The 16,052-nt window shown below is 62.1% G+C and carries 15 protein-coding genes; 6 read left to right on the top strand and 9 right to left on the bottom strand.

From position 1 onward, the window contains the following. Position 1 precedes the first annotated feature (1 nt). From JF545_RS14525 to sthA, 5 genes are all read left to right on the top strand, one after another. Entirely contained in the window at positions 2-670 is a 669-nt protein-coding gene (locus tag JF545_RS14525) for an NADH:ubiquinone reductase (Na(+)-transporting) subunit D (protein ID WP_206943256.1), read from the top strand. Position 671: 1 nt separating this feature from the next. Next, on the top strand, positions 672-1,289 hold the full coding sequence (gene nqrE / locus JF545_RS14520) for an NADH:ubiquinone reductase (Na(+)-transporting) subunit E (protein WP_206943255.1): 618 nt from the start codon (positions 672-674) through the stop codon (positions 1,287-1,289). A gap of 63 nt (positions 1,290-1,352) precedes the next feature. Next, positions 1,353-2,585, top strand: coding sequence for an NADH:ubiquinone reductase (Na(+)-transporting) subunit F (nqrF, locus tag JF545_RS14515; RefSeq protein ID WP_206943254.1), 1,233 nt, complete (start codon positions 1,353-1,355; stop codon positions 2,583-2,585). Positions 2,586-2,934: 349 nt separating this feature from the next. Then, positions 2,935-3,192 carry a (Na+)-NQR maturation NqrM gene (gene nqrM / locus JF545_RS14510; protein WP_206943253.1) on the top strand — a complete coding sequence of 86 codons (258 nt, stop codon included), beginning with the start codon at positions 2,935-2,937 and terminating at the stop codon, positions 3,190-3,192. A 147-nt stretch (positions 3,193-3,339) separates the two neighbouring features. Then, positions 3,340-4,731, top strand: coding sequence for a Si-specific NAD(P)(+) transhydrogenase (sthA, locus tag JF545_RS14505; RefSeq protein WP_206943252.1), 1,392 nt, complete (start codon positions 3,340-3,342; stop codon positions 4,729-4,731). A 105-nt stretch (positions 4,732-4,836) separates the two neighbouring features. Here sthA and JF545_RS14500 read toward each other — a convergent pair whose 3' ends face one another. The 7 genes from JF545_RS14500 to leuS form a co-directional block, all read right to left on the bottom strand. Beyond that, positions 4,837-5,268, bottom strand: a complete 432-nt coding sequence (locus JF545_RS14500; RefSeq protein WP_318245666.1) for a DUF488 domain-containing protein — start codon at positions 5,266-5,268, stop codon at positions 4,837-4,839. Then, positions 5,265-6,215 carry a PA2778 family cysteine peptidase gene (locus tag JF545_RS14495; protein WP_206943251.1) on the bottom strand — a complete coding sequence of 317 codons (951 nt, stop codon included), beginning with the start codon at positions 6,213-6,215 and terminating at the stop codon, positions 5,265-5,267. The genes JF545_RS14500 and JF545_RS14495 overlap by 4 nt, the downstream gene beginning before the upstream one ends. 4 nt (positions 6,216-6,219) lie before the next feature. After that, positions 6,220-6,609 (bottom strand): PA2779 family protein, encoded by a 390-nt coding sequence (locus JF545_RS14490; RefSeq protein WP_206943250.1) that lies wholly within the window; start codon positions 6,607-6,609, stop codon positions 6,220-6,222. A 248-nt stretch (positions 6,610-6,857) separates the two neighbouring features. Beyond that, a complete protein-coding gene (locus JF545_RS14485) occupies positions 6,858-8,027 on the bottom strand; it encodes a GGDEF domain-containing protein (RefSeq protein WP_206943249.1) in 1,170 nt (389 codons plus the stop codon). A gap of 281 nt (positions 8,028-8,308) precedes the next feature. Then, a complete protein-coding gene (gene holA, locus JF545_RS14480; protein WP_206943247.1) occupies positions 8,309-9,370 on the bottom strand; it encodes a DNA polymerase III subunit delta in 1,062 nt (353 codons plus the stop codon). Positions 9,371-9,377: 7 nt separating this feature from the next. Then, positions 9,378-9,869: an LPS assembly lipoprotein LptE gene (gene lptE, locus JF545_RS14475; protein ID WP_206943245.1), complete on the bottom strand. Its 492-nt coding sequence runs from the start codon at positions 9,867-9,869 to the stop codon at positions 9,378-9,380. A 93-nt stretch (positions 9,870-9,962) separates the two neighbouring features. After that, positions 9,963-12,539 (bottom strand): leucine--tRNA ligase, encoded by a 2,577-nt coding sequence (gene leuS, locus JF545_RS14470; RefSeq protein WP_206943243.1) that lies wholly within the window; start codon positions 12,537-12,539, stop codon positions 9,963-9,965. 228 nt (positions 12,540-12,767) lie between these two features. Here leuS and JF545_RS14465 point away from each other — a divergent pair, with 228 nt between their 5' ends. After that, positions 12,768-13,280 (top strand): zinc ribbon-containing protein, encoded by a 513-nt coding sequence (locus tag JF545_RS14465; protein WP_206943242.1) that lies wholly within the window; start codon positions 12,768-12,770, stop codon positions 13,278-13,280. Positions 13,281-13,369: 89 nt separating this feature from the next. Here the strand turns inward: JF545_RS14465 and JF545_RS14460 are convergent, their stop codons facing one another. Continuing rightward, a complete protein-coding gene (locus JF545_RS14460; RefSeq protein ID WP_206943240.1) occupies positions 13,370-14,713 on the bottom strand; it encodes a hypothetical protein in 1,344 nt (447 codons plus the stop codon). A gap of 105 nt (positions 14,714-14,818) precedes the next feature. Then, positions 14,819-15,727 carry a LysR family transcriptional regulator gene (locus JF545_RS14455; RefSeq protein WP_206943238.1) on the bottom strand — a complete coding sequence of 303 codons (909 nt, stop codon included), beginning with the start codon at positions 15,725-15,727 and terminating at the stop codon, positions 14,819-14,821. Positions 15,728-16,052 lie beyond the last annotated feature (325 nt).

Here is a 16,052-nt window from a genome sequence, read left to right as displayed (position 1 = left end):
GATGTCCGCACCGACAACCAAGGGCGTTATCCTGACGCCGATCTTCAAGAACAACCCCATCGCCCTGCAGATCCTTGGCATCTGCTCGGCGCTGGCGGTGACCTCCAGTCTCAGCGTATCTCTGGTCATGAGTCTGGCGGTTATCTTCGTGACGGCATTCTCCAGCATGTTCGTCTCGCTGATTCGGAATCATATTCCGTCCTCTATCCGTATCATCGTGCAGATGACCATCATTGCGTCGCTGGTCATCGTGGTGGACCAGATCCTCAAGGCGTTTGCCTATGAGATGTCCAAGCAGCTGTCGGTCTTTGTTGGCCTGATCATCACCAACTGCATCGTGATGGGTCGCGCTGAAGGCTTTGCCATGACCAACACGCCTGCGCTGTCGTTCCTGGATGGCGTGGGTAACGGTCTTGGTTACGGCTTCATCCTGATGACGGTCGGCTTCTTCCGTGAGCTGTTCGGTTCCGGCAGCCTGTTTGGCGTGACCATCCTCGAGACCGTGCAGAACGGTGGCTGGTACGTACCGAACGGCCTGCTGCTGCTGCCGCCGTCTGCCTTCTTCATCATTGGTCTGATTATCTGGGTGCTGCGTAGCCTCAACCCGGAGCAGGTCGAGGACAACGAGTTCGTGATGAAGGAAAACACCCAGCCGAAGGAGGCCGTGTAAGATGGAACACTATCTGAGCCTTTTCGTTGCCTCGGTCTTCGTCGAGAACATGGCCCTGGCGTTCTTCCTGGGCATGTGTACCTTCATGGCGGTATCGAAGAAGGTGTCCTCTGCCATCGGCCTGGGCATCGCGGTGGTCGCGGTTCTGACCATCACCGTTCCGGTCAACAATCTGATCCTGAAGTACCTGCTGGCGGAGGGAGCCCTGTCCTGGACAGGTATCGCCGGTGCCGAGAACATCGATCTGACCTTCCTGGGTCTGCTGTCCTACATTGGCGTTATCGCCGCTCTGGTGCAGATCCTCGAGATGTTCCTGGACAAGTTCGTGCCCTCGCTCTACAACGCGCTTGGCGTCTTCCTGCCGCTGATCACCGTGAACTGCGCCATCCTCGGTGGCACCCTGTTCATGGTCGAGCGTAGCTACAACTTCGGCGAGTCCGTGGTCTATGGCCTGGGCGCTGGTGTTGGCTGGGCACTTGCCATTACTGCGCTGGCTGGAATTCGTGAAAAGCTGAAGTACAGTGACGTGCCTGCCTCGTTGCAGGGGCTGGGCATCACCTTCATTACCGTGGGTCTGATGTCCCTGGGCTTCATGTCCTTCTCCGGCATCCAGCTCTGAGTGAGACGGGAAGGGTGCCAGAGCACTCTTCTCGGTTCCGAACGCTAGCAATAGGAAACCGACATGGTTGATACAACAGTCATCGTGCTCGGCGTCGTCATGTTCACCGTCATCGTCATCAGTCTGACGGCGGTGATTCTGGCGGCCCGCTCCAAGCTCGTGAGCTCGGGCGATGTGACCATCGAGATCAACGACGATCCCGAGAACACCCTGACCACCCAGGCCGGCGGCAAGCTGCTCAACACCTTGGCAGCCAACGGCATCTTCCTTTCTTCCGCCTGCGGCGGCGGTGGCTCCTGTGCCCAGTGCAAGTGCCGCGTCGAAGAAGGGGGCGGTTCCATCCTGCCCACGGAAGAAAGTCACTTCACCCTGCGTGAGAAGAAGGTGGGCTGGCGTCTGTCCTGCCAGGTGCCGGTCAAGCAGGACATGAAGATCCAGGTCCCTGAAGAGGTCTTCGGCGTCAAGAAGTGGGAATGCGAGGTCATCGAGAACCCCAACGTCGCCACCTTCATCAAGGAGCTGAACCTCAAGCTGCCTGAGGGCGAGGAAGTTGCCTTCCGCGCTGGCGGCTATGTGCAGCTGGTGGCTCCTGCCTACGATATCAAGTTCTCCGACTTCGATATCGAGGAAGAGTACCGTGGTGACTGGGAGAAGTTTGGCCTGTTCAACGTCTCCCACAAGAACACTGAGGAGGTCATTCGCGCCTACTCAATGGCCAACTATCCGGAAGAGAAGGGCATTCTCAAGTTCAATATCCGGATCGCCACGCCGCCGCCCAATTCCAGTCACCCGCCCGGCCTGATGTCCACTTACGTGTTCAGTCTCAAGCCTGGTGACAAGGTGACGGTGATGGGGCCGTTCGGTGAGTTCTTCGCCAAGGACACTGACGCCGAGATGGTCTTCATCGGCGGTGGTGCCGGCATGGCACCGATGCGCAGCCACATCTTCGACCAGCTCAAGCGTCTTGATACCTCGCGCAAGATGACGTTCTGGTACGGTGCACGCTCCTGGCGTGAAACGTTCTACAACGAAGAATACGACAAGCTGGCTGAAGAGCATGACAACTTCGACTGGCATCTGGCATTGTCAGATCCCCAGCCCGAGGACAACTGGGAGGGGCCGACCGGCTTCATCCATAACGTGCTCTACGACATGTACCTCAAGGACCATCCGGCGCCTGAGGATTGCGAGTACTACATGTGCGGGCCGCCCATGATGAACGCTTCTGTCATCAAGATGCTGCTGGACTTGGGTGTCGAGCCCGAGAACATCATGCTGGATGACTTTGGCGGCTGATGCCTTGCCTGCCATGGCATGTCGAAAACCTCGCCCTCGTGGCGAGGTTTTCGTTTATCGGTCCCGCTGACGCTGGTAAAGCGTCTTGAAGGCGCCGTGAAAGTGCCATGAAAGAAAGCAAAGGGCAGTAGGCGCCATGACGGTTTCTGCCCAGAGGATAAATCTGGCATAATCCTTTGGTCGACAGGGCGTACGACTCGACGGCGTCAGGGCGGTCGGTCGTGTTGCTGGGGCAGGGCCCGTGTGCCGAGCATGTGACGGCTGATCCCAGACCGATGCGGTGCAAGGTTCACGCCGCTGTGTGCTACTCACTTCGGCAGGCCTGTCGTTCCATCAAGAGGACACTCGTATGACCACCTACCTGATCGTATTTGGCGCCATGTTGCTGATTATCGGCGCCATGGCCATCGGCGTCATCCTTGGACGCAAGCCGATCGCCGGCTCCTGCGGCGGGCTTAACCAGCTTGGCCTCAAGGATGGCTGCGAGATTTGTGGCGGTAAGGACGACGTGTGTGAGGAGGAGTCGAAGAAGCGCGCCGCCAGCGCACGTCGCCGCTCCGATGAGAACCGCGGGCTTGATCTGGGCTACGACGCCACCCGCCGATAAGGCGTTGCAGCGAGAAGCCTGCGCCTACCGGTATGCGTGACGCATGCCGTGGTTTGCCTGACCGTGACGGCGCCCTGTGGGCGCCGTCTGCATGATGATGCTGTCCCTTGTACGGTCGAGGGACTTTTCCAGGATAAGGATGACACGATGGCAGTGCACAACTACGACGTAGTGGTGATCGGTACAGGCCCCGCCGGCGAAAGCGCCGCGATCAACGCCGCGAAGCACGGTAAGCGAGTGGCAGTGATCGAGAAGCAGGCGCGCGTGGGCGGTAACTGCACCCATTGGGGCACCATCCCGTCCAAGGCGCTGCGTCATCAGGTTCGCCAGATCATGTCGTTCAACACCAATACGATGTTTCGCGACATCGGTGAACCCCGCTGGTTTTCCTTTCCCAAGGTCCGCGAACGTTCCCGGGTGACGATCGATCAGCAGGTGGCGATGCGTACCAACTTCTACGCGCGTAACCGCATCGATCTGTATCACGGCATTGCCCGCTTCAAGGACGAGCATACCTTGACGGTGCGCGGGCAGGGAGACAACCAAGAAGAACTGATCGCCGACAAGGTGATCATCGCCACTGGGTCACGTCCTTACCGCCCGGCGGATATCGATTTTCGACACCCGCGGATCTACTGCTCGGACACCATACTCAGCCTTCAGCATACGCCGCGCACGCTGATTATCTTTGGCGCTGGAGTTATCGGCTGTGAATACGCGTCGATCTTTTCCGGCCTTGGGCTCAAGGTGGACCTGATCAATAACCGCGGCAGCCTGCTGTCGTTTCTGGATGACGAAATCAGTGATGCGCTGTCCTACCACCTGCGCAAGCATGGTGTGTTGATTCGTCATAACGAAGAGTACGAGCGCGTCGAGGGTGACGAGCATGGGGTTACCGTTCACCTGAAGTCAGGCAAGCGGTTGCGCGCGGACGCCTTCCTGTGGGCCAACGGACGCACCGGGAATACCGACCAGCTGGGGCTTGAGAACATTGGCCTCACCGCGAATGGTCGTGGACAGTTGCAGGTCGATGAACACTATCGCACGGCGCTTCCGCACATCTATGCAGCGGGCGACGTGGTGGGCTGGCCGAGTCTGGCCAGCGCGGCTTACGACCAGGGGCTGAATGCCTGCGACGAGCTGCTGGATCGGGATTTCCGCTATGTGACCGAGGTGCCTACCGGTATCTATACCATTCCGGAAATCAGCTCCTTTGGCCGTTCCGAGCGAGAGCTGACGGAGGCCAAGGTGCCCTACGAGGTGGGACACGCCTTTTTCAAGGATACCGCTCGTGCGCAGATCACCGGAGATACGGTGGGGATGTTGAAGATCCTGTTCGATCAGGACACGCTCGAGATCTACGGCATTCATTGCTTTGGTGACCAGGCGTCGGAGATCGTGCACATTGGCCAGGCCATCATGCAGCAGGAAGGCGAGGCGAACACGCTGAAGTACTTCGTCAGCACCACGTTCAACTACCCGACGATGGCCGAGGCCTACCGGGTGGCGGCTCAGAATGGTTTGAACCGAGTCTTCTGACGCCAGCGGCCATGACCAGAAAAGGTGCCAACAGGCACCTTTTTTTGGGTCTACGGGATGCGCCTGCAGGCGGGGTTCGCCCCGCATGGGCTGAGCGGGTGCCGGCTAGTCGTTGTCGCCAAGCAAGTGGGCCATGCATGGCGGCGACGCTGGCTCGAGGTCTTCCCGGTCTTCCTGCTGCAGGGCTTCCAGCAGGCGCTCGCGCAGCTGCGCCAGATAGGAAGCGTCGAGTTCACGGGTGGCTGTCAGCAGCGTCAGGCGTCCGCGGCGTGCCAGTCGCATCAGCGGCAGCAGTTTATGCGGGTGGTCCCGCAGCTCGCCGCGATAGCGGATCTCGAACACCGCACGGCTGATCTCGCCTTGATGGTACTGGCGGCGCAGAGCCTGGCTGGGGGAGGCCTCTCGATACCAGTCGGTTAGCGCCAGTGACTCCCGTCGACATCCTCGAGGCCAGAGTCGGTCGACCAATACCCGCGCGCCGTCGTTGTCGGCCGGGGCCTGGTAGACGCGCTTGATGACGATGTCGTAGCGCATCATGGTGTGCCCTCCAGCTCGATCAGTGCCTCCTGTGCGCTGGCCTGCCAGGGTCCAGGCAATGCTGCCGCCCGCTGCAGCGCCTGTACCGCCTCCTGAGGTTCATCTTGAGAGGCCAGGGTGAGACCCAGGTTGAGCCAGGCGGGGGCGAGCTCCGGGTCGTATTGCGTCGCAGCCCTCCAGGCATCGATGGCATCTTCCCACCGGCCTTGCGCGTGATAGGCGTTCGCTTGGCCAAAGCGCGCCATGGCCGCGTCCGGGAAACGCTCCACGACGGCCTCCCAGGCCGGTAACGCATGGCCAGCGCCCTGCACCCGTTCAAAATCGGAGGTGGCCTGGATCGCCTCGCTGGCCGAGAGGGAAACCGGCAGCTGGCCTGGCGGCAGGGCAACGAAGGCCCAGCGTTCGGAACGCTGCCAGGTGGCGTCAAAACGCCCAAACTCGGTACTGTCCTGGCGCGTCACGCCCGTGCGTAGTCGCAGCACCTGCTGATTCAGGTCGTAGCCATTGACGATGGCGAAGTGCCACAGAGGAAAGGCGGGTAGTGACAGGTTCTGGAGCACCACCACGGGATGCCCGGCGTCGACTTCCTCAAGCAGAGACTCCAGGCGCGGTGCCAGCACAAAGGGGATGCGCCCATGGCGCCGCGTTGCGGCCAGCATTTCCGGCTGGTAGCTGCCCTTGCGAGCCGGAACGTAGATATCCGGGATCAGATCGTCGACGCTGACATCGACGCCAGTATGGTTGAGCGACATGGCCAGGGTCGCCGGTCCGCACTGGTAGTCACGCTGGGGGTGAAAGGGAACGTCGTCCAGCAGTCGCTGGGCCGACAGTGATTGCGTGCGGCTGGTATCCAGGTCGGGTGTGGCGGCACAGCCTGAGAGCACAGCCAACAACGCAAGAGCGCCCGCCAGGCGGGCGCTCGACATGATCACGTGCGAGACAGACATGGGCTTACCGCGTGAACGGATAGACGTCTGTCAGGCCGAGGATGTCAGTGACCAGCAAGATCACGAAAACCGCAAACAGCACACCGATAACGCTGGCGCCGGCAGGCATCTGGTCAAGCTGGTCAGCCATTTGCTGGGCTTCCTGATCGGACAGGGCGGCGACACGCTGTTCGACATCGGCAGGATCGACACCCTGCAGCTCCAGCTGCTGGCGGACATCGTCACGGGCCAGCACGCTGTGGATGCGCTCGCGGGCATCTTGTGTCTGCTGGCTTGCCAGCACGTCGCTGGTGGAGGCCATTGAGACGGCAGTGGCGGCACTGGCGCTGGCGGTGCCAAGGGTCAGGCAGACCATCAGGGCAGTACACAGCAGTCGGCGAAGTGTAAGGGTCATAGCGGCTTCCTTGTAGGGCTGGGTGTCTTGTTGAGCGTTCTGTGATGGCGACCGATAGCGACGAACCTCCTGTGCGTCGATATCGCGCGACAGGGGGAGTATAACCAAGATGCACCAGTTTTTTCATGTGGCTAGGAAGGATGAATTCCACGCCCAGGCAACGCCAGTCTGTGCTCAGCGTGGCAAAGCGGAGTCCGTCATGCCCCCGTCAAGGTAAAGCGGTCGTCGTTGCTGACAGCGGCGGCACGCTAGCCCAGGCGAACGCAGTTTCTGCCTTCCTGTTTGGCGCTGTACAGAGCTTGATCAGCACGTCGATACAAGGTGCCGAAGTCGTCGTCGCGATGGCCAGACACCGCAATCCCGATGCTGACGGTCAGCTGCATGCGGTGGGCAGGTTCGGGCAGGGTAAATCGTTCGGTCTCGCAGCGAATGCGTTCAGCCACTACCTCGGCGCTGTGGGCATTGCTGTTGGCGAGCAGCAGGCCAAATTCCTCGCCACCAAGACGCGCCGCCAGGTCCCCGCGGCGAGCCAGGCGTTTGAGCATGATGCCAAAGGCCGCCAGGACATTGTCCCCCGTGGGGTGTCCGAAGGTATCGTTGACCTGCTTGAAGTGGTCGAGGTCGAGCAGCAGTAGTGCCACGGGGCTATCCGGTGGTTGACGCATGGCGAGCTGCCGGTGCACCTGACCCAACCACTGGCGGCGATTGCTGAGCTGCGTCAGTTCGTCGGTCATGGCCAGCTGGCGCAGCGAGTGGCTGTAGCGTCGCAGCCGCAGGCAGGTGATGAGGAGGCCCATGCTAACCGCCAGCACCATGCAGACCAGTAAAATGACGGCCAGCGCCAGGTCGCGATTGGTTTCGATCAGGTGGGCGCCACTCTCGTGCAGGCGTTTGTCCAGCTCGGTGTAGATATCTTCCAGCGCCAGCTCCAGGCGCTCGGCCAGCATCAGGGTTTCCGGCGTCAGGGTGTGTGCCTTGAGGGTATCTGGTGTCAGCGGCTCCGGCGGATGAGACAGCGCCTGGGCCAGACGTTGCTGTAGCCCATCGGCCTCACTGAGTTGATCGCTCAAGCTCGAGACGTGGAGGGAGAAGTCGTCATCCTGGGGGGCGGCGACCATGGACATGGAGTCACCGAGTCGATGCAGCCGATGGCCAACCAGGACCACTACCTTTTGCATTTCCTCGAAGTAGCTGACGTCGTCACTATCGCGAATATTGAGCAACGCCCGTAGCCGGATCGCTTCTTCCTGGGCCCTGGCGACGTCGACCATCAGGGCATTGTGGTTGGCCCCCAGCAGCTGTCGATTTTCGCCGAGGTGCCAGATCAGCAGCAGAGCGGCCATCGCCAGGACCAGGGTGGCGGCGATGGTCAGGGGCATGATGACGGCCCGCTTGAGGGAGGGGGCGGGAGAGTTCATACGCTGGCGGACCGCTGTTCAGTGGGCAAGAGGGAAGCGGGAATTGCCTCAGTCTACGCCTTCTGTGCCACGCTGCGGGCCACTACCTCTTTTGGGCCTGAACCTGTAGCCCCCAGCGGCGACGTCAGTACCCATCACAGTCGCGACCACCAGCATTGATGCAGCGGGCAGGCCCGATGCCAGCATCGACGACGCTGACAACAGAACGGTCAATAGATCTGCCAGCAGACCGGTCAGACGATCTGACAGCCGTCTGGCAGCGTCGAGGTGCCCGCAAACGACTACTGCGCTACCCGGTAGGCCCAGGGCATTTCGGCCAGCAGGCCACGTCCGCCGGCCAGCGTCAGGGTAAGGTCCTGAATGCCTTGCTCTAGGGGCAGGTCCGCGGCGCCCTTGATGGCCAGGTCAAGGCGCTGAGCGAACATCAGCAGCTTGTGAAGACGCTTCAGCGGCAATCGTCGAATCGCTTCCTGATAGGCGGGTCGTCGACGGTCAAAGATGGGGGGCTTCTGCGCCTTGCAGGCGTGTTCGAAGCTCTGGCCCTGATCGAGGTGCTGATGCAGGGAGAGGAGCGTGCGAATTTCCCGGGTCAGGGCCCACAGGATGATGGGGGGTTCAGTGCCCTCGGCCGCCAGGCCAGCCAGGATCCGCAGCACGCGTTCACGTTCTGCCTTGAGACAGGCATCCACCAGGGTGAATACGTCGTAGCGGGCGCTGCTTTCGACCCCTCCAGCCACCTCCCGTGGCGATACCTGTGTGCCGGCGGGCAGGATCAGGGCGAGCTTCTGCAGCTCCTGGTCTGCTGCCAGCAAGTTCCCTTCGGTGCGCTCGCCCAGCAGCCGGGCGGCGTCCATTGACATGGACAGGCCGTGTCGCTGGGCGCGGTCCCTGAGCCAGAAACCTAGACGGGAGGCATCAACCGGCCACACCGGTACAAACAGACCCAGCTTGTCGAGGGCCTTGAACCAGGCGCTTTTCTGCTCTCTGGCATCGAGCTTGGCACAGCTGACCAGCAGTATGTTGTCACTGCTCTGGGCCTGCTCCGCGTACTCCTTCAGCGCCTTGCCACCTTCCTGACCGGGCTTGGCGCTGCCGAGACGCAACTCGATCAGCTTGCGCGAGGCAAACAGCGACATGCTGGCAGCAGATTCGATCAGCCGACCCCAGGCGAAATTGGCTTCCACGTGGAGCACGTCGCGTTCCTCGACGCCGCTGTCCTTGGCCTTGGCTCGTACCAGGTCACAGGCTTCCATATGCTGCAGAGGTTCATCACCGGCGACGATGATCACCGGGGGAATGGATTTTGCCAGGGCGTCAGGCAGCTTGTCGGCGAAAACCTTCATGAACGACTCAGATTTCCTCGATGGCGCGCAGGCGATCAATCATCTGACGCACGGCCTCGCGGCGGGCATCCTCGAGAGCATCGTTACGCAGTTCGTCCTGGGACAGCAGGTTGTCGTCGGTGATCGAGAATTCCTGGATCACTTCCACCGCCTGGCGGTCCGCCACGTAGGCGCCGTCGCTGGCTCGCTGGATGGAGTATGGCACTCGCAGGACAAGCTCCTGGTCCTGTGAGCCGGTATCCAGCACACCCACCTGACGGGTGATGATATCTTCCCCACCCAGGTTGAGGCGCAGCGGGGCATCGGCGTCGATGCGAGTGCCGAGGTTTTCAAGGCGCGAGGCCAACTGCTTGGCAAAGTCAGTGTCGGCACCTTCCAGCGCCAGGCTGTCGAGTGCCAGCACCTCGCCGCCGACGCCCCTGAGGTGAAAACCGCAACCGGCCAACAAAAGTCCTGCGCCTGAGGCCAGAGCCAGGCCGAGGAAGTCGCGTCGTTGCATGTGAACTCCTTGTCGCGATACGGAGAAGCCGGGGCGGATGCCCCGGCGGTCTGCATTTAGCGTTGAGCCCCGTGCAGGACGGAGCCAGTGCATTCAATTGGCAACGATATTCACCAGCTTGCCAGGCACGACGATGACCTTGCGCAACGTCTTGCCATCCACGTGACGCTGCACGTTGTCGTTGGCCAGCGCCAGGGCTTCAACCTGGGCCTTGTCGGCGTCTGCGGGCACTTCCAGGCGCGCTCGCAGCTTTCCGTTGACCTGTACCACCAGCTCGATGCTGTCGCGAGTGAGGGCGCTGTCGTCCACTTCAGGCCAGCTGGCGTCGATGACGGCGCCTTCGTGGCCCAGTGTCTGCCACAGGGCGTGGCAGGCATGGGGGGTGATCGGCGCCAGCAGCAACACACAGGCCTCGATGGCCTCCCGCTCCACAGCCAGGCCGGCCGGGGAGGTGTCGTTGAACTTGGCGAGCGCGTTGCTCAGCTCCATGACCGCGGCGATGGCGGTGTTGAAGGTGGTGCGACGACCAATGTCGTCACCGGCCTTCTTGATCGTTTCGTGGGTCTTGCGACGCAGTTCCCGCTGGGTGTCATCGAGCGTCTCAAGAGTGGCCTGGTCAAGCGTGCCTGGCGCACCGGCGTCCAGGTGTTCGGAGACCTGGCGCCACAGGCGCTTGAGGAAGCGGTGTGCGCCCTCAACGCCAGAGTCGGACCACTCCAGCGACTGCTCCGGTGGTGCGGCGAACATCATGAACAGGCGCACCGTGTCGGCCCCGAAGCGATCGATCATGGCCTGGGGATCGACACCATTGTTCTTCGATTTGGACATCTTTTCGATGCCGCCCATCTGTACTGGCTGGCCGTCGCTGATCAGGGTGGCGCTAAGCGGACGGCCCTTGTCGTCGCGCTTGACCTCGACGTCGGCCGGGTTGAACCATTCCTTGCCACCGTTGGACTGGGGTCGATAGAAGGTTTCTGCGATGACCATGCCCTGGGTCAGCAGGCGCTGGAACGGCTCGTCTGAGTCGACCAGGCCAAAGTCGCGCATCAGCTTATGGAAGAAGCGCGCGTACAGCAGGTGCAGGATGGCGTGTTCGATGCCGCCGATGTAGAGATCGACAGGCAGCCAGTAATTGGCCCGTTCATCCAGCATGGCCTCGGTGTTGTCGGCACAGCAGAAACGGGCGTAGTACCAGGACGACTCCATGAAGGTGTCGAAGGTGTCGGTTTCCCGGGTCCAGCCGTCGCCCAGGTCGCTGAAGGCGGGCATCTTCTTGAGCGGCGAGCCTGACGCGTCCACGGTGACTTCCAGCGGCAGGGCGACCGGCAGTTCGTCATCGGTGAGCGGCACGGTCTGGCCTTCAGGGCCGTACTTGACCGGAATCGGGGCGCCCCAGTAGCGCTGACGAGCGACGCCCCAGTCGCGCAGGCGGTAGTTGGTCTTGACGTTGCCACGACCCTCCTGCTCGAGGCGAGCGGCGATGGCATCGAAGGCGGCCTGGAAGTCGAGGCCATCGAACTCACCAGAGTTGATCAGAGGGCCGTGCTCGACCCAGGCGCCTGCGGACAGGTCGGGGGCGTTGCCGTCAGCGTCGGCAATCACCGCGCGGATCGGCAGCTGGTACTTGGTCGCGAACTCCCAGTCGCGCTGGTCGTGGCCAGGCACGGCCATGACGGCGCCGGTGCCGTACTCCATCAGCACAAAGTTGGCCACGTATACCGGCACGCGATCGCCGGTCAGCGGATGAATCGCCTCGTAGCCTGTGGCCATGCCACGCTTTTCCATGGTGGCAAGCTCGGCCTCGGACGTTCCCCCCTGGGCACACTCTTCGATAAAGGCGGCCAGTTCGGGCTTGTCGCTGGCTGCCTTGATGGCCAGCGGGTGACCGGCGGCCACGGCCACGTAGGTCACCCCCATCAGCGTGTCAGGACGGGTGGTGTAGACGCGCAGCGGGTCGTCGCCAGCCACATCGAAGGCCAGCTCCACGCCGCGGGACTTGCCGATCCAGTTGCGCTGCATGGTCTTGACCTGCTCAGGCCACTCGACCTTGTCGAGGTCTGCCAGCAGTTCATCCGCGTAGTCGGTGATCTTGAGGAACCACAGCGGGATTTCCTTGCGCTCGACCGGCGCGCCGGAGCGCCAACCGCAGCCATCGATGACCTGTTCGTTGGCCAGGACCGTCTGATCGACCGGATCCCAGTTGACGGTGGACATCTTCTTGTAGACCAGGCCCTTCTCGACCAGCTTGGTGAAGAACCACTGCTCCCAGCGATAGTAGTCGCTGTCGCAGGTGGCGAACTCGCGGTCCCAGTCGTAGGCGAAGCCCAGCGCCTTGAGCTGTGCCCGCATATAGTCGATGTTCTCGTAGGTCCACTTGGCGGGGGGGACCTGGTTCTTGATCGCGGCGTTTTCGGCGGGCATGCCAAAGGCGTCCCAGCCCATCGGCTGCATCACATTCTTGCCTTGCATGCGCTGGAAGCGTGTTACCACGTCGCCGATGGTGTAGTTGCGTACATGCCCCATGTGCAGCTTGCCGCTGGGGTAGGGGAACATCGACAGGCAGTAGAACTTTTCCCGGTTCGCGTCCTCTAGTGCCTTGAAGCACTGATTGTCGTTCCAGAATGTCTGAGCGTCGCGTTCGATTTCGTGGGGCTTGTACTGGGCGTCCATCGCGGTCTTCGAGTACCTTGCAATCAAGGCGCGCCCAAGGCGGCGCGCAGGGTGTGGGTATCGTCCGGTGGCAGGGTTGTGCAGAATCAACAGTTAGCGCGGCGACCACCGGCGCGGCAATGATGCACGCAAGGATACCCCAGCTGCCTGGGGTCCGGCTATGGTGGGCCGCTTGTGTTGCGCCTGGTAAGCCCGGGCAGCAACGTTCATCTCAAGGAGGATACGGTCATGAGTGAACAGCATTCCAATCCAGGAGAGCATCGGCTGAGGGACGGCTATGAGCGGATGCTTGCGCGCCTCAAGGAAGGCGCCGAGGACCTGACCTGGGACAACCTGCAGAAGGATCTGGACGACGCGGTCGAGTTCGAGGCAGAGCTTGAGGAATACACCAAGGATGAGCTGGCGCTGCTGCGAGCCTGGGTCGAGCGTGACTTGAGAGACATGCGCCGCTACCTGGCCGCCGGGGGAGAGGGGGTCGCCAGCTGGTTGGGGATTGACCTGACCATTCTGTCGAGAAAGGTGGTGGATTCGCTGTTGTCCATTGCCGACCGCAGCGTCATCGAGCGCGAGAGGCTTGAAGACGACCTGGAGGCGTCCCGTGCCGACTATACGGCGGGCGAACTTGCCGCGCCGGGACGGATGTCCTGCGTGCACTGCGATGCGGCGGTCGAGCTGCACGGCGTCACGCGCATTGAACCATGCCACCAATGCGGGCATCGCTATTTCGTGCGCGCTGCCTGAGGCGTACGGGTGTCGGGTGACGATGCTTGGGCGAAGGGGCGTCGGCCCCTTCGCTGAGTGAATGCGCGCCCTTGCGACCTGGACCGGGCTCAGGCCGCCACGGCGTGGCCGAGCCAGGCGATGGCGGCCAGCACCAGCAGTGACATGACCAGCGCGTAACGCAAGTTGTGTCGCATCATGCGGTAACCGCTGACCCCGTAGCGTCCCTGCAGCGAGAGGTTGATGCCCGACAGTGGGCCGACGCTGGTGCCTACGGCCCAGGAGGCAAGCGCGACAAAGCCAAATAGGGTCTGGTGGGGGCCGTCCAGTTCCAGCATGGAGGCCAGTACCGACACGCCAATGATCGGGTGCAGGCCAGCGATCGCGCTGATGACGATGGCCAGGTAGCTTGAGGCCGCGGCGAGCGCGCCAAACTCCGGGAAGAGCGTCCAGTTGCCCGCCGTTGCCGCACCCACCAGCACCGACAGTCCCTTGGTCAACAGACCGGCACAGAGAAACAAGGTGATCTCCCCGCGCATGCCCGGCAGTCGGTAGTGGAAGTGCCGGACCATGCGTTCGCGGGCCGCGCTCAGACCCCGTGCAAGATTCGTCACAATAGCCAGTAGAGGCATAAGAAAGGTGATGATGCTGACGATCGTCAGTGACGGTGTCACGACGAAGTGGAACAACATGACCAGGGCGGCGATGACGGCCGGCATCAACAGGCTAGCAGGTGATAGTGAGAAGCCTGGCACCGTCGACACGTCGAAGCGACGTGACAGTTCAATCACGCTGTAGAGCCCTCCAGCGAAGGCCAGCGGAAGGCCAACGCTGAGCAGGGTGGTGTACTGGAGTGACGGCGCCAGGGACAGCACGACACCCATGGCGGCGAAGAAGGGTGACCACAGCGCTGCGCTGGACAATCCACGGTTGAGCCCAAGCAGTTGAGGCTCCGACAAAGGGCCGCGCCGCTCAAGGCGATCACCGACCATGAACACGGTGGACAGATTGAGGATGCCACCGAGCAGATGGACCCCTAGCCAGGTCCCGATCAACCCCCTGCGGCCCGTGACGGGCTGACTAGTGGGCTCACGCGTTGGCGGACGTCCGATCAGCGCGATGAAGCTGACGCCGGTCAACATGGCCACCACGAAGGCATTACCGTCCAGCAACGTCATCAGTGGTGGGCGCGCATCGAACAGCGTCATTGCCACGGCCAGAAAGAGGACCCCGAGTAGCGCCAGAACACCCGCCTGCCACTGGTTTCGCCGAGGGATATCCGGCCATAGCAGGGCGCTGGCGAGCCAGAACGGGAGGCTGACGCTCACGCTCGGCAGCCATGGTGCCAGCATGCTCGCAACCTGCATGGCCAAGCCGGTAAGCAGCAGTAGCGCCGCCAGGCGATGGCGCAAGGGGGGCAGCGGAGGCGTGTTCGCGGCGGATGAGGTGTGCATGCCTGGGTCCCTTTGGCGTTGGTAGTCCTGTTGGGTCGAGTGACGAGTTCGGTCTGGTGGCAAGGTGCGCTGTCATGAAGGGAGGCACCTTACGACGACCAGGTGTCAATCGGCAGCGGCAGCAGGCGTTTCTGCATGCGTGTCGAACAGCTCCAGCAATGAGCGGGCCGCATTGGAGAGCGTCCGGTCCCGGTGGGTCAGGTAGCCGAGGGGACGATGGATAGGCTGGGCGTCTGGCATCAGTCTAACGAGCCGTCCATCGACAATCTCGCGCCTGACCATGGAGTCCGGCAAGAGGGTCCAGCCTAGCCCAGCGGTAGCCATCATTTTCAGCGTTTCCAGATAGTTGGTCGACTGTCCTACGGTAGGCACCAGGCCATGGGCGGCCAGCCGCTCGAGGATCAGCTGTCGGGTGAAGGTCAGCGGGCCCGGCAGAAGTGCGTCGTGGCGTGCCAGGGACGCCAGGTCCAGCGGGTGCTCTCGAGACAGCGGATGTTCAGGAGACGCGACAAAGCTCAGCTCGTCCGTCCACAGTTGGCGAGCATGCAGCTGGCTGTCTGGCGCGGCAGACAGCGTGACCAGTGCGACCTCGATGTCGCCGTCCAGCACGCCCTGATAGGCCTGCTCCGAGTCCAGAAAGCGCAGGTCCAGCCGCACCTTGGGAAAACGCCTGACGTAGTCCTCCAGAATAGGCGGCAAGCGATGAAGGCCAATGTGATGGCTGGTCGCTAGAATCAGGGCGCCCGAGACATCGCCGGTAAGATTGCCAAGCGCCCGGCGACTGTCATCGACCATGACCAGGATCTGGCGCGCCCTGGGCAATAGCAGGCGTCCCGCTTCGGTCAGGCTGACGCGCCTGCCGATACGGTCGAACAGACGCGCACGGGTCAGGGTTTCCAGGGTGGCGATGCGCTTGCTGACAGCCGGCTGCGTCAGATGCAGCTGTTCCGCGGCGCGAGAGAAGCTGCCGCTGTCCGCCACCGCCAGGAACGCCTGCAGACTTTGCGTATCCATGACGGGCTCCAGAAAAAGATGTATTCCATACAGGAATCGTTTGAATAAATAACATGAATTGATTTTATTGGCGAGTGGCGCGAGACTCGTTCTATCGCCAGCGCGACGTGCCCGGCTAGCCCAGCAGAATGACCCGGTAGAATGACCCGGCAGCATGACCCGGCAGGGCACCTGGTGGCGATGACCCGACCCGGTCACAGCACAAGCCACTGGGCAGTGGCACTAAAAAGATCAGCGATACCCTTACACCGTGGCAGCACGCAGAGAGGCATGACACACGGATGCCGAGCCAGCCGACATGGCGGTCCGTGGCAAGCCTCCGCAA

This window comes from Halomonas litopenaei (genome assembly GCF_017303055.1).
Taxonomy (GTDB): domain Bacteria; phylum Pseudomonadota; class Gammaproteobacteria; order Pseudomonadales; family Halomonadaceae; genus Halomonas; species Halomonas litopenaei_A.
The sequence above is the reverse complement of the archived record's forward strand: the minus strand, read 5'-3'. Positions and strand labels throughout refer to the sequence as shown.